12 protein-coding genes are annotated in these 14,161 nt (G+C 67.0%); all 12 read right to left on the bottom strand.

Features of this window, described 5'->3' with window-relative positions:
* Positions 1 to 17: 17 nt before the first annotated feature.
* The gene (locus BVH06_RS07765) at positions 18 to 626 is read right to left on the bottom strand and encodes an RraA family protein (RefSeq protein WP_075933692.1); all 609 of its coding nucleotides are present in this window, start codon (positions 624 to 626) and stop codon (positions 18 to 20) included.
* Positions 623 to 1,393: an IucA/IucC family C-terminal-domain containing protein gene (locus tag BVH06_RS07760; protein WP_075933691.1), complete on the bottom strand. Its 771-nt coding sequence runs from the start codon at positions 1,391 to 1,393 to the stop codon at positions 623 to 625. The genes BVH06_RS07765 and BVH06_RS07760 overlap by 4 nt, the downstream gene beginning before the upstream one ends.
* Positions 1,390 to 2,181, bottom strand: a complete 792-nt coding sequence (locus BVH06_RS07755; protein WP_013791471.1) for an ABC transporter ATP-binding protein — start codon at positions 2,179 to 2,181, stop codon at positions 1,390 to 1,392. The genes BVH06_RS07760 and BVH06_RS07755 overlap by 4 nt, the downstream gene beginning before the upstream one ends.
* Before the next feature lie 10 nt (positions 2,182 to 2,191).
* Positions 2,192 to 3,313, bottom strand: coding sequence for an iron chelate uptake ABC transporter family permease subunit (locus BVH06_RS07750; protein ID WP_256575147.1), 1,122 nt, complete (start codon positions 3,311 to 3,313; stop codon positions 2,192 to 2,194).
* Between the two features lie 61 nt (positions 3,314 to 3,374).
* On the bottom strand, positions 3,375 to 4,364 hold the full coding sequence (locus BVH06_RS07745; protein WP_075933690.1) for an iron ABC transporter permease: 990 nt from the start codon (positions 4,362 to 4,364) through the stop codon (positions 3,375 to 3,377).
* Positions 4,361 to 5,272: an ABC transporter substrate-binding protein gene (locus tag BVH06_RS07740; protein ID WP_075933689.1), complete on the bottom strand. Its 912-nt coding sequence runs from the start codon at positions 5,270 to 5,272 to the stop codon at positions 4,361 to 4,363. Before BVH06_RS07740 ends, BVH06_RS07745 begins: the two co-directional genes overlap by 4 nt.
* Complete coding sequence (locus BVH06_RS07735; protein WP_075933688.1) at positions 5,262 to 7,133, bottom strand: IucA/IucC family siderophore biosynthesis protein; 1,872 nt, start codon at positions 7,131 to 7,133, stop codon at positions 5,262 to 5,264. The genes BVH06_RS07740 and BVH06_RS07735 overlap by 11 nt, the downstream gene beginning before the upstream one ends.
* A gap of 4 nt (positions 7,134 to 7,137) precedes the next feature.
* Positions 7,138 to 7,911, bottom strand: a complete 774-nt coding sequence (locus BVH06_RS07730) for an HpcH/HpaI aldolase/citrate lyase family protein (RefSeq protein WP_075933687.1) — start codon at positions 7,909 to 7,911, stop codon at positions 7,138 to 7,140.
* Positions 7,905 to 9,770: an IucA/IucC family siderophore biosynthesis protein gene (locus BVH06_RS07725; RefSeq protein ID WP_075933686.1), complete on the bottom strand. Its 1,866-nt coding sequence runs from the start codon at positions 9,768 to 9,770 to the stop codon at positions 7,905 to 7,907. The genes BVH06_RS07730 and BVH06_RS07725 overlap by 7 nt, the downstream gene beginning before the upstream one ends.
* A gap of 11 nt (positions 9,771 to 9,781) precedes the next feature.
* The gene (locus BVH06_RS07720; protein ID WP_075933685.1) at positions 9,782 to 11,194 is read right to left on the bottom strand and encodes a DHA2 family efflux MFS transporter permease subunit; all 1,413 of its coding nucleotides are present in this window, start codon (positions 11,192 to 11,194) and stop codon (positions 9,782 to 9,784) included.
* On the bottom strand, positions 11,194 to 12,393 hold the full coding sequence (locus tag BVH06_RS07715; RefSeq protein WP_075933684.1) for a type III PLP-dependent enzyme: 1,200 nt from the start codon (positions 12,391 to 12,393) through the stop codon (positions 11,194 to 11,196). The genes BVH06_RS07720 and BVH06_RS07715 overlap by 1 nt, the downstream gene beginning before the upstream one ends.
* Positions 12,386 to 14,146 (bottom strand): IucA/IucC family siderophore biosynthesis protein, encoded by a 1,761-nt coding sequence (locus tag BVH06_RS07710; RefSeq protein ID WP_075933730.1) that lies wholly within the window; start codon positions 14,144 to 14,146, stop codon positions 12,386 to 12,388. The genes BVH06_RS07715 and BVH06_RS07710 overlap by 8 nt, the downstream gene beginning before the upstream one ends.
* Positions 14,147 to 14,161: the final 15 nt, after the last annotated feature.

The following is a 14,161-nucleotide window of genomic DNA, read 5'->3' as shown; positions in this document are numbered from 1 at the left end:
TGAGCCGCGGGGGCGTGCTAGCCCACCGATTGTTCCAACCGCGCCTGCAACTCCGCGCGCCGAGCCGCATCGGCGGCCTCTTTGCTCTGCAGGCGCTCCAGCAACTCGCCGGCCTGCTGAGGCGACAGCACGTAAATCCCGTCGTCATCGCCGATCAGCAGATCACCGGGCTGCACCCGCACGCCGTGTATCGTTACCGGAACGTTCACCGCGCCCTGCTCGCCAAGCGGGCGCGTGGTATAGGCGCTGACACCGCCGCAGAAGATCGGCAGGCCGAGCGTTCGCAGCACGCGCACGTCGGTCACCGGGCCGTCGATCACCACCCCCGCCAGGCCCTTGATGCACGCCGCGAGGGTGCGCAACTCGCCCCAGCAGGCGCAGTTCGCCTCGCCGCTGTTGGCGACCACCAGCACGTCGCCCGGTTGGCTGGCGATCAGCGCATCGCGCAGCACGCCGCCGTCCGGTGCGTGGATCTGCGCAGTGGTAACGCGGCCGACGATGTGCACATCGGCCACCAACGGCGGCAAGCCGTGGATGTGTCCTTCCTGCAGCACATGGCCGATGGTCGACGCGGCGATGCCGCGATAGGCGTCGATCAATGCAGCGGGATCGGATTCGGTAGTCATCGCGGGGCCTTGGGTCGGATCAGTGGGCAGGTGGAGCAATATTCCACCGGGTCGCTGGCCTGGTAGTAGAAGCAGCAGGTGCGGCGGAACCGTACGGCGCGCGCGCCGTCATCGAGCAGGGTCAGCGGTCGGTTGAAATGCTGCAGCGGGTTGTAGTCGAGGCCGAACAGGCTGCCGGGCGCCTGCTCGGTCAGCCAACGAAAGTCTTCGGCGCAGCGCTGTCGCGTCGCGGCGCATTCGAGCTTGGCCAGGCGTCGCTCGTACAGCGAGTAGACGCGTACCGCGGTGTTCTCCCAGAGGATGCGCCGCGACACGCCGGTGAACCGGTAGAAGCTCTCCCACAACGGCTGCAGCAAGCCGGCGAACAGCTGGCCGGTCACCGCCTCGCGCCAGGCTTCGCGCGCGCCGGGTTCGGGCCGCGAGACGGCCAGGCTGCGCAGCGGCAGCGACGAGGTCCACAGGCCATCGTCGTGGCCGTACTCGATGAAGGTGTTGTCCAGCGACAACTCCAGCCCCTTGTCGTAAGCGGACATGGCGTACAGGCAGGCGCCAGTGAGCAGGAAGGACTGACGCTTGCCCAGCAGCGAGGCGGTGATGCGCCGCGACGGCGAGAGAATCACCGGGCCGAGTTTGTCCAGCAGCGCCGTGCAGGTGGCTTCGTCCAGCAACTCCCTGGCCGGCAGGCAGCGCGCAAGGTCTCGCTCGCTTTCACGGCGCAGGCGCAGCGCACCACACAGGCTGGCCCATTGGGCATCGCTGAAGCTCATCGTGGAATGTCCCGACCGAAGGGAATGCACAGCGGCGTGTGGAAGAACGGGTCGGGGATGATCCGGCAATCCAGGTCGAACACCGTCTTGACCAGCTCTTCGCTGAGGATGTCCGCCGGCTTGCCCTGGGCGTAGGCGGTGCGTTGGTGCACGGCGACCATGTGGTCGGCGTAGCGACAGGCCAGGTTGAGGTCATGCAGCACCATGACGATGGTCTTGCCCTCCTGGCGATTGAGCTCGCGCAGCAGATCCAGCACCTCGATCTGGTGGGCCAGGTCGAGAAAGGTGGTCGGCTCGTCGAGCAGCACCAACTCGGTTTCCTGGGCCAGGGTCATGGCGATCCAGGCGCGCTGCCGCTGACCGCCGGACAGCGCATCGACCGGCCGCTCGGCCAGCTCATCGAGGCCGGTACGGGTCAGTGCGCGAGCCACCACGGCCTCGTCCTCGGCCGACCACTGCTGCATCCAGCTCTGGTACGGGTAGCGCCCCAGGGCGACCAGTTGGCGCACGCTGATGCCCTCGGGCGCCACCGGCATCTGCGGCAGGATCGCCAGCTCCCGCGCCACGGCGGCGGTCGGTTTGCGCTGGATGTCGGCACCGTTGAGGATCACCGTGCCGGCCTGCGGCTTGAGCAACCGCGCGAAGGATTTCAGCAGCGTGCTCTTGCCACAGCCGTTGCTGCCGATCAGCACCGTCACCTGGCCGCGCGGCAACGCCAGGTCGAGGTTGTCGATGATCGGCTGGCGCTGGTAGGCAAGAGTCAGGTTACGGCTGGCGATGGCGGTCATGTCAGGGTCCTCACTGCCGCTGCTTGATCAGTAGGTACAGAAAATACGGGGTGCCGAACACGGCGACGAAGATGCCGGCGGGCAGATCCAGCGGCAGGAACAGGGTGCGCCCGGCGAGGTCGGCGAGCATTACCAGGTTGGCACCGACCAGCGCTGCCATGCAGGCCTGGGCGGCGAAACCGTTGGGGATCAGCTGGCGAGCGATATGCGGGGCGATCAAGCCGACGAAGGCCATGGCGCCGCCCCAGGCGATGGCCGAGCCGGCCAGGGCCACGCTGACCGCGAGCAGCGCTGCGCGCAGCCACTGCACGCGCACGCCGATGCCGCGGGCCAGGCCCTCGTCCAGTTGCTGAACCACCACGTGGCGCGATAGCAGCGCCAGGACCGGCAGCAGGCACAGCAGCACGCCCGCCAGCGCCTTGACCTCTCGCCAGCCCGCGCCGTACACGCTGCCGGTCAGCCATACATAGGCCGACAAGGTGGTGCTCAGCGGGCTGAACACCAGCATGAAGGTGGTGGCCGCAGCCAGCATGGCCGACACACCGACGCCGATCAGCACCAGCCGCAGCGGTGACGTGCCCTGCTTCCAGGCCAGGCCGTAGACCGCCAGCGCGGCACTGCCGGCACCGAGCATCGCCGCCAGCGGCAAGCCGCCCATGCCCCAGGTCGCCGCGAAGGCCGACAGGTACAGCACCGCCGCCGCACTGGCGCCGCTCGACAGGCCGAGCAGATCCGGTGAGGCCAGGGGATTGCGCACGATGGCCTGCAGGATCAACCCGGAAACTGCCAGGGCGCCACCGATCAACGCGCCAAGCAGCAGGCGCGGCAGGCGCAGCTGCTCGACGATAAAGCTCAGCCCGGCCCCGCCCTCGCCCATCAGCACGGCAGCGACTCGCTGCGGCGAGAGCATGACCTTGCCCAGACACAGGCCGAGAACCAGCACGAAAAGGCTGAACAGCACGGCCAGCAGCAGGCGCAGCGCGCCGGTGCCTTCGATACGCCGAGAGAAACCGTGCCAGCGCAGGATGCGAGGCTTGACAGGCCGTTGGAAAACGTTGGCGAGGCAGCCAGCGCAATACCGAGGGCGGCCCCGCAAAAACAGGCGAGAAAGCGGAGTGTACAAGCGGTACATGAGCATTTTGAGCCTGTTTTTAACGCCGCGCTGGCAACGCAGGTAGTTTTTCGACGGCCTGTTAGGCATTGCGACCTCCACGCCGTGCCAGCGCAATGAAAAACGGCGCGCCGAACAGCGCAGTCATCACCCCGACCGGCACTTCCTGAGGCAGGATCACCACCCGGGCGAGCATGTCGGCGACCAGCAACAGCGTGGCGCCGAGCAGCGCGCAGCCAGGCAACATCACCCGGTGGTCGATGCCGACCAGGCGGCGCACCATGTGCGGCACGATCAGACCGATGAAACCGATGCTGCCCGCCAGGGCCACTGCGCTGCCAGCCAGCATTACCACCAGCACGCCGAGTTGCAGGCGGATCAGGCCGGTGCGCTGCCCCAGGCCGATGGCGATCTGCACGCCGGCATTGAGCACGTTGACCTGGGCGCCGAGCAGGCAGGCCACCAGCAGCGCCACCAGCGCGCAGATCAACAGCGGCACGGCGGTGGCCAGGCTGCGCTCGCTGAGCGAACCGGCCAGCCAGAACAGTACGGTATCCAGACCTTGCTGGTCGATCACCAGCAGCGCCTGGCTGAACGCCGTGAACAGCGCTGTGATCGCCGCCCCGGCAAGCACCATGCGCAACGGGTTGAGCGCGCCCTGCCCGCTGTTGCCCACCGTCCAGACCAGCGCACCGGCCACGGCGGCGCCGCAGAAGGCGCTCCACAGCCATTGCTCAGGCGCATTCAGAGAGAACAGCGACAGGCTGACGATCAGCGCGAAGGTCGCCCCGGCATTGATGCCGAACAACCCTGGCGAGGCCAGCGGGTTGCGGGTCATGGCCTGCATCAGCGCCCCGGCCACCGCCAGGCTGGCGCCGACCACCACTGCCATCAGGGTACGCGACAGCCGGGTGGTATTGACCAACAGGTGATCGACGTTCAGCGGATCGGCATGCAGCAAGGCGTTGAACACCGTGTGCGGGGCGATCCAGCTGGGGCCGGTGGACAAGCTCAGCACGCAGCAAGCCAGCAGCACGAGCGAAACGATGATCAGTTTGCTCCACGCCGTCATGCCGCAGCGTCCTGCAGCAGGGTGCGTTCGATATCGTCGAGAACGCGATTGGCGCCGAGAATGCCGCCGGAAAATATCCAGGCCACGCCGTCCACCCACCACACCTGCCCGGCTTTGGGCGCGCTCATGCGCTGCCATAGCGGGTGATGGGTAATCGCCTGGTAATGGCGCTGCACCGCCGGGCTGTCGGCACGGCCGAAGACGAAGAACACGTCGGCGTCGGCCACTGGCAGGCTTTCGCGGCTGCGCAGCTTGATGGAAACACCGGTGGCATCGCGGCTCTGGCGGTTCCACACGAAGCCCAGTTCGGCCAGCACGCTGCCGGCGAAGCTGTCGGGCAGGTAGCTGCGCACGTGGTCTTCACGGACGTCCAGCACCGATACGCTGAGCGGCCAGCGCGCGCCGAACTTGGTGGCCAGGCGTATGCGCATCGCGCTGATGCGTGCATCCCAGCGTGTCTGCAAAGCCTGCGCTTCGACGTTGCGCGCCGTGGCGGCGCCCATCACGCGCAGGGTGTGGCGGAATTCGAATACCTCGTCGAGCATCACCACCGGGCACAGCTGTTCGAGCAGCCCCTCGATCCGCTCGTGGCGAAAGCGCGAGGCGACGATCAGGTCAGGGGTGAGCAAGGCGATGTCCTCCAGGCTCGGCTGGGTTTCCAGGCCGACATGGGGCACACCTGTCAGCGCCAGGCGCAGGTAGCGATACATGGGCTTCTCGCTCCACGAATCGACCACGCCGGCCGGCCGAATGCCAAGCGCCACCGCAGTGTCGGTGGCGCCTTGAAACAAGGTGATGACGCGCTGCGGTGCAGGCCCGGCCTTGGCCAGGGGCATTGCACCAGCAGCGATGACGCCCAGGGAAAGGCGCATCAACGTGCGCCTGGACAACGATCCACTAGGTTGCAAACTCGATCCTTTGTAATGGATTGACGACTAGCCCCTTGCCGAACGGCATGCTGCCCGGCCCACCGGCCCGTTCGATCATCGGGCGCAGCAGGAGTTTCTGCGGCCAGGTGTCGGACTCGAACAACTGGCCACGCAGCACGGCGCGCGCGTCGTCGTCGAACGGCACAGCGGCGATCCCCTCGCTCAAGGCATCACGCAGCACCCGCCAGGCCTGCACGGCCGGTACGTCGTAAACGCGCTCCAGGGTATCGATGATACCGCGCAGGTTCACCTGGATGCCCAGGGTCTGCAGCCAGAACAGCAAGTCTTCGGGGCGCTCATGGTACAGCGTCTGGGCATGACCTTTCTTGATTCGGTACTGCGGGTCGAGCATGCCGTTGCGCTCCAGCCAGGGCACGTACAGGCGCAGCGAGTCGTGATCACGCAGCAACAGACCGCTGACCTTGCCGGCGTCGTACACCAGCACGGCGTTCTGGCCGTGCACTTCGCCGAGCATGCCGAGGCGGAACATGCGCAGGTTGACGTCGAAGAACAAGGTGCACAGCTCGCCGAACAGTTGCAGCACCGACGCCGGCCCGGCAGGCAGACCGCGCTGGCGAATGCAGTCGTCGAAGAAATGCCGATCGCTGTCGGGCAATGGCGTCCCCAGCGCGGCCATGGGCAGCAGGCGCTTGGCGGGGTCTGCGAGCAGCGCTGGCGGGTAGCCACGGACCATGGCCGAGAGGTGGCGCGGCGCTTCGTCGAACAAGGTACCGCCGTCGGGCATGTAGCCCCACCATTTGCTCTCGTCGCAGATGTGCAGCGCCTCGCGCAGCACCTCGTCGCGCTCGCGGCCCTGGCGCAACAGCGCCTCGCTCAGCCCGCCGTTGATCATCTTCACCGCCGGCAGGTAGCGGGAGGCGCCGAGGGAATACACCGCCATCGGCAGCTTTATGTGATCGGCCGGCGCCGCGGCGCAGGCCAGCGAACGCAGCGACGAGGTGGGATTGAAGCGGCCTTCCTGGAAGCTCAGGCGCAGGCACTCACCACGCTCGAAAGCCGCACCGAGCTGCGCAGGTAACACCTGCTCCAGTTGCCAGGGGTGCACAGGCAGGGCGACGTGGCTATCGGCAATGCCCAGGGTGCGCATCTCGGCATCGAGCTTCGCGTGCTGCTCAGGCTCGAGAATGAACTGGGCCGGCTGGCAGCGCGCCAGCGCCTCGATACCGGCACCGAAGGTCAGGCAGCTTTTGGCCACCGCGACCCAGTTGAGGGCCAGGGGCTGGTCGAACTCGGCCTGGTACTGGCGGTACTGCTCGTCATCCAGGCCCTGCTTGGCCTTGGCCAGGGGATGGAACGGCCGGTCGCGCAGCGAGCCCCACTGTTCCATGGCCAGGAAGAACGCGGCGCCGTCCTTTTCCAGCAGGCCTTCGGTCGGCACCTGATGGTCGAGGGACAGCGCGGTCTGCCCGACGCTGGTGCGCAGCACGTCCATGAACAGCTCGATGCCCTTGTCGTTGTCGACCGCATCGACTTTCACGCCTTTCAGGGCCAGGGCCATGAAGGCATCCGGGGTGAGTGGCCGGGTGCTCTGCCCCTGCACGTCCAGCACCGGCGTGCCGGGCACCTTTTCCCAGGCCTGGGTGATGCCGGCGCGCAGGGCGACCGCCAGGCCGCGCTGTTCGGCGGCGTCGTAGAGCCAGTGCCAGATCCTGTGCGGCACCTGCAGATCGGCGAGCGGCGAATCCGGGTGTGCGCCGCGCCAGGTGGCGGGCTCGACCAAATGGCTGTCGAGGGCGCCGAAGAAATCTTCGGCCAGCAGGCAATCGACCAGGTCCTGCATCACCAGGTCAGCGGCAATCGAGTGGTTGGTGTGAGTCATGGAATCAGCTTCCTCGCGTCGAGGTGGTGGCCAACTTGGCCTGGAGGGCGCGAAACGCGATGCCGCGTTCGTCACCCAGCACGAAAGTGTTGACGCCGCGTTCGAGCCACCGCAGGTGGTCGTCGGGCTGGCGTGGAATGGCGCAGTACGGGATGCCGGCTGCCTGGGCGGCGCGCCAGGTGTCGAGCAGCGCTTGCTGCACCGTCGGCTGGTCGATCCGCCACGGCGTGCCGAACGACTGGGACAGGTCGGCAGCGCCTTCGAGGATCATGTCCAGCCCCGGCACGGCGGCCAGCTCCGCGGCGCGGCGCACGCCCGCGACGCTTTCGACCATGGCCACGACCATGATCTGCGCGTTGGCCTGGGTGACGTACTCGGCCAGGCTGGCCTTGCCGAAGGCGCCGGGGCGACCGGCATTCAGGCTGCGCTCACCCAGCGGGTGATACTTGCAAGCGCGGATCGCCGCACTCAGCTCCTCGGGGCTTTCGACCTGGGGCAGGACGATGCCCTGGGCGCCACCATCGAGCAGGCGCAGCATGCGCTTGGGCGCGAAGTCCGGCACCCGCACCAGGGGCGTCAGCGCATAGCTCTCGGCAGTACGGATCATGTGCTCGACGGTTTCCGGGTTGATCAGCACGTGCTCCATGTCGATGATCACGAAGTCGTAGCCGGCTTCGGCAATCAGCTCGATGGACGCCGCCGACGGAATCGAGGCGATCAACCCGCGCACCGCCTCGCCGGCAGCCAATTGCTGCTTGAGTCGGTTGGTTCTCAGCATGGGCGCGGTCCGTGGCGGTGCATGGGATTGGGTACGTGCTTGAAGCGCCGCTCGCCGTCACCCAGCAGCCGGCGCTTGGTCAGTTCCTCCACCTCGTATTTGGCGGCGAACACGTCGAAGGCTTCAAAGCGCGCTGCGTGCTGCGGGTGCTGGCGCTGATAGTCGAGCACCACGTCTGCGGTCATGTGCCAGAACTCGCCCTCGTCCAGGCCATAGTGCTGACGCAGGAAGATCGCCATCTCGGCCAGGCAGATGAAGAAGAACGCGTCACAGGAGAAGTCGCGCACCGCGTTCAGGTCATCGGTGAGGATGAACGAGTTGCGGTTCAACTTGGCGTGGCTCGCCGGCAGCGGCACCAACTCGGGCGCCAATTCCGGGCGAGCCAGGTGCGCCGGCGAGTACCGCACGCCGTCGTGGAAGTCCTTCAGGGCGATACGCTCGGGCCAGCCGTCGCGGTGGATCAGCACGATGTTCTGCCCGTGGGATTCCATGCCGATGCCCTCGGCATACAGCATGTGCACGATGGGCGCCACGCTGACGCGCAGCAGTTGCTGCACCCAGGCATGCAGGCCGTATTGGGCGATCCAGGCGTCAATGAAGGGCCGCTGTTCGCCGTCAGCGTAACGGTTCTCGACATGGCTCAGGCCGTTAAATGGCACGCCCTGCTCGCCCGGCGTCAGGTAGCGGTTGAGGTTTTCCCGCCAGATCGCGCCCAGGGTGCCGTAGGTCTGGCTCTGGCGGATGGCGGGTAACTGGGCGTAGTCGAAGCTGACCCCGGCGACTTCACCGAGAACCACGAAACCGAGCTTCTGAGCGGTGGCGTCGCTGGCGATCAGCCGTTGCAGCCAGTCGTTGATGATCGGCCCGTTGAGCACCGTGTGCCGCGCCAGGATGCGCGTGCTCGAGGTGTTGGTCATGCTCAGGGCGAGCTTCACGTAGGGCCTTGTGGGCTGCTCGACGTTGGCCAGGGTACGGATCGACTGCTGGGGGCGGTAATCCGGGCCGGACTTGCCCAGGTACAGCAGCTCGCCGCCGGCCAGCTCGGCCTGGAAGTTCGGCACGATGACCTGCTCCCACTGCCAGGGGTGCACGGGAATCGGCCAGTAGTCGGCCAGCGTGCGACCCTGCTCGGCCAGTGCCCGCTCGATCTCGGCCCAACGGCCGGCGCCGAATTCATCTTCGAGAAAGCGCTGCAGGTCGATGCCTTGCGACTGGTTCACCGAGCCCAGCCCGCGGGCGATGCCCAGCCAGACCACCGCCAGCGGCTGGCCGAATTCCGGGCCATAACGACGGTTGTCGTCCAGGGAAAAGCCGATGCGCGACTTGTAGCACGGGTGGTAGCTGTGGGCATCCATGAAGTGCCGCTCCAGGCTGTCGGCATCCAGGGTGTGTGGCGCCGCAGCGGGGCTGTAGTCCTGGCTGCGCGACTGCAGGTCCTTGAGCAGCGTCTGCTCCAGTTCCTGGATGAAGCGCGGCATGTGCGGGCCATCGGCCAGCTCGCCGAGCAGTTCGGCGATGGCCTGGTGCAGATCCGGCTGAGTGGCCTGGCCCTGGGCGTCGATACGCTGCAGGGTGGCCGAGTCGAGGCGGATGATGGCGAAGCTGTCGCTGAGCAGGCCATCGCAGCGGTACTCGACCGCTGCGCCCTGCTCGTCAGTGCCGGCGACGATAAAGCGTTGGCGACCGTCGCCCAGGGGCTCCTGGCGATAGCTCAGCACATCCTCGTAAAGCAGGGTTTGCAGCAGTTGCCCGACCACCCGTTGTGACACCTGGCGGTAGCGCTGCGGGTTGGCCGGGGTCAGCCACGCATGGGCATGGGCGATCAGTTCGGGCGCACGAAGGGGAGAAAACGAAGACATTGATAGACACCTCATGAACGGTGTTCGGACAGGGCCGAGCCGGGCTCGGCGCCGTCATTGGAAAGGGGAAAACGCCAGGCGAACGGCAGGGCGAGGAGAATCAGCACGGCGGTGGCGATAAACACTTCGCCGACGGCACCTGCAGTACCGGCGTGGGCCGTGCCCCAGTCATTCCCAAGGCGAACCTGCAGCCACAGCGACGCCAGCACGATGGCCAGGGACGACAGCAGGCGTCGGGAGATGTTGTTCATCGCCGCGCCCTGGGTGATCAGCGCCTCGGGCAGCACGTCCAGCCCGGCGGTGGTCACCGGCATGTAGGACAGCCCCAGGCCGGCGCCGCGCACCACCATCAGCAGGCAGATGGCGAGCATGCCGACATCGTGGTCGATGGTGCCCAGGGCGAAGGTCGCCAGGCCGGTCAACAGCAAACCGGTAGAGACGATGCCGCGCGGCCCGTGACGATCCAGCAACTGCCCGCCAAAGTGGCCGAACAGGCTGGCCGACAAGGCGGTACAGAGCAGCGCGATACCGGTCCAGATGGCGCTGTGACCCATCACCATCTGCACCAGCAGCGGCACCAGCACCAGGCACTCGAACATGCCGATGGACTGCACCACGGCGATCACCACGCTGGAGCGGTAGCCTTTCAAGGCGAAGATGCGCAGCTCCAGCAAGGGCGTCGGGTGGCGCAACTGGTGCCGCACGAACGCCACCAGGCAGAACGCAGCCAGCAGCAGGCCGAGCAGGTTGAACGGATCCTGCAGCGCTTGCAGGTCGTGCAACCGCCCCACGGTGATCATCAGCACGCCGATACCGATCGCGACCAGCAGGTAGCCGCTCAGGTCGAATGCCTTGGCGGCGCCCGCCTCGCTTTTCGGCAGCACGTTGACGCCCAGGCCCAGGGCCAACAGCCCGATGGGCACGTTGACCAGGAACAGCGCGCGCCAGTCGTACCACTGCAGCACCAGGCTACCGCACAACGGCCCGACCGCCGGGGCGAGCATCACGGCAGCGCCCCACAAGCCGGTCACCGCACCGCGCTCACCTTTCGGGTAAACCGAAAAGATGATCGCCAGCGACAGGGGAATCATCAGCCCGCTGGCGACGCCCTGCACCACCCGGGCAGTGATCACCCAGGCGATGGAGCCGGCCATGGCGCCCAGCAACGAGCCACCGATGAACAGCCCCAGGCCAGCGAGATACAGTGGCTTGCGGCCTGCACGCTGGGCCAGGTAACTGGTCAGCGGCATGGTCATGCCCATGCTCACCATGAACGCCGCGACGATCCACGTGGCCATCACCGGGCCCAGCGCGAACGCCTCGATGAAGGCCGGCAATGCCGGGTTCAACGAGGTGTTGTTGAGGCTCACGGTGGTGGTGCCGAGAATCACCGCCACGACCACCAGGCGACGTGACGCCAGCATCAGCCATCACCTCGGTCGAGGAACACCTGCTCCGGGCGCGGATGACAGAGGAAGTCGGCGTGGGAGATGTTGTAGCCGTAAGCGCCGGCCATGGGCAGCACCAGCAGGTCGCCAACGGCCGGATCGACCAGTTGGCGACCACGGCTGAGCACGTCCTTGGGGGTGCACAGCTGGCCGACCACACTGAAGGGCCGCGACACGCCGCTCGGTTTGCGCCCTGCCGCCGGCAGATGGATCACCGGGTGATCGTGGCCCTGGGCGACCGGCAGGCGGAACTGGTGGGTACCGCCGCGGCAGACCAGAAAGTGCTGGCCGTGGCTGGATTTGCTGTCCAGCACCTCGATGGCGTAATAGCCGCAGTACGCACTGATGAAGCGCCCTGGCTCGAAACGCACCACCGGCGCATCCGCCAACGCCCCGAGCCGGTTCTCCAGGTGACGACACAGGCGTGGCCAGTCGAAACGCTCGCCGCTCAGGTAATCGACGCCAATGCCGCCGCCGACGTTCAAGTGGGTCACGGTCTCGGGCCGATTGGCCAGGGCCTTCCACTGCGCCCAGCGTTCCAGGTAAAGGTCGAGCAGCTGTTCATGGCGCTCGACTTGCTGCTGGTGGGACATCGCATGTACATGGAAACCCTGCAGGCGCAGGTGGCTGCTGGCCTCCACCCGCTTGACCGCCTCTGGCACCTCGGCTTCGTCCAGACCGAACGGCGTCGCTGTGCCGGCCATGGCCAGGCGGCTGGATAGCGTGGCCGGCAACTCCGGGTTGATGCGGATGAACACCGCCTGCACCCGCCCCAGCTCGACGGCGATGCGTTGCAGACGCTCGATTTCGCCCAGGCTCTCGACGTGAATGGCCGCCACGCCCTGGCTCAGCGCGGCGCGGAAGTCGGAGTCCAGCTTGCCCGGCCCGGAAAACACGAAGGGCCGGTCGCTGCACGCCGCCTGCAGCCGTTCGATCTCGCCACCGGAGGAAATCTCGAAGCCGTCTACCAACGGCGCCAAAGTGCGCAGGATAGGCGCTTCGCTGTTGGCCTTGATCGCGTAGAACAGCTCGACACCGGCCGGCAGCGCGGCTATCACCTCGCGCACGTGCTGCGCCAGGGCGTCGAGGTCGTAGACGAACACCGCCAGGGGATCGGCCGCGCGGCTGCGGGCCTGTTCGATGGCAGCCAGTACGCTGGCAGGCAGCTTATCCATGGCTCACCTCCTCCGCCCACGGGCACGCCAACCTGACGTAACCGGCGTGCCGATCGGCCTGAGCCGACAGACGTACCTTGAGATTGGTCTTGCAGGCGATCGGCTCGCCGGCCAGCAAGGCATCCAACTCGGGCGCCGGGCGCACCAGTTCACTGCGCAGCGCCTGCAACTGCCGTTCGACCCGCTGCCACATGGCGACGGCCAGGTGCGGCCGCTCCCAGCTCAGCGCCAGGATGGCCTCGGACAGGTTATTGACGAACAGGCAGTAGCTGATGCGCTTCCAGCCCTGCTCGCGGGTGTAGGTCAGCGACTGGCGAACGCGCTCGGCGATGTCTGCTTCCAGGTGATTCACACCGAGGTCGTCGGTAAGCTTCACCCCTTCGAAGTCGCGCAGCAGCAATTGCGCCGGCCAGCCGTTGTCGTGCACCAGCACGGCGTTTTGCAGGTGCGGCTCGAGCACCACGCCGTGGTTGAAGAACAGCGCCAGCACCGGGCGCAGTAACAGCGCCTGGTAGGCCTCGAACCAGTCCAACAGATAGTCGTCGCTCGGTTTGCGTGCACCCGGTTGTTGCACAAAGCCCTGGATCAGCGGGCGTAGCTGCAGGTTGCGGGCGAACAGCGTGCCGGCCATCAGACAGGATTGCGGCGCGGCGTGGCGGCAGAAGTTCTCGCGCAGGATCGCACCGGTCTGCTCGCGGAACCAGTGCGCGTCCTCGGCGCTGCTGCCTGTCGGCGCCCAGCTCAACGCTCCCGGTTCACTGACCAGGGTGGCGCCACCGATGGTCGCCTGATGCTCACGTTGCAGGCGGCTGAACAGGCGGTCGATGAACAGCGCGCTGTCCAGCTCATACCAGGCGTTCTTGCGCACGCAATTGGTGATGCGCACATTCAGCGAACCCTTGAGGAAGTAACCGCGGCCTTCGCCGTACCAGGTGCGCATCGACGCGGTCGGGCTGGCTAGCGGGCCTTTCTGGCCGAGGTCGACGATCTCGCCGCTGGCGACCAGCGCCTTGACCCGCGGATCGGCCAGGAACAGCTCGGCCTGTACCGGGTGCAAGCCGATCACCGCACGCCCGCTGCGGGCCAGGCGCTGGTCGGCGAAACCAGCCAGCACCTGCCCGTCGCTCAGGCCATTGCCGTGCAGCTGCAAGCCGTCACGCGGGACCTCGAGCACATGCAGCGGTACCCGTGCGCCGAACTCCGGCGCGTAGGTCTGCTGTCCCAGGTGCTCGGGCCACAATCGGGCCTTGGGCGCCGGGTGGTTGGGGTGGCCAAACCAGAGGCCCTGCTCGCTGGCCAGGTAGTCACGCAGCGGGTCGTTGCCCTCGCTCTGCAGGGCGTGATCGACGATGGCGGCTGTTACGCCCTGGCTCTGCATCACCTGTTCGAGCAACTCGTCATTGCGCGAGCCGGTCAGTTGCTGGCAGGCCTCGAGCAGGTGCGCGGCGAACTCGGCGAAGGGCGGGCAATGCCAGTCGCCATCCCCCTCGCGCTTATAAAGATCGCTGAGGTAACGCTGGCTGCCGAGCGGGTCGCGACGATCCACCAGCACCAGAAACTGGCAGTTATCCGGCAGGTCGATCAGCAGCGGCAGGCCCTTGCCCTGCATCGCGCGCAGGTAGTTGGCCGGCGCGATGCCGCGCACATGGGATGGCCAGGCATAGCGAGCGCGGTTTTCCGGCAGCGCGAATTCCTTGATCAGGCAATTGAGCAAGGCATGGGTAGCGGCCATTTCACTGATCACCCGGGCCATGCTGCCGCGCACCGA

It is taken from the genome of Pseudomonas sp. PA27(2017) (assembly GCF_001945445.1).
Lineage (GTDB): Bacteria > Pseudomonadota > Gammaproteobacteria > Pseudomonadales > Pseudomonadaceae > Aquipseudomonas.
This window is presented reverse-complemented; position numbering and strand designations above follow the sequence as displayed.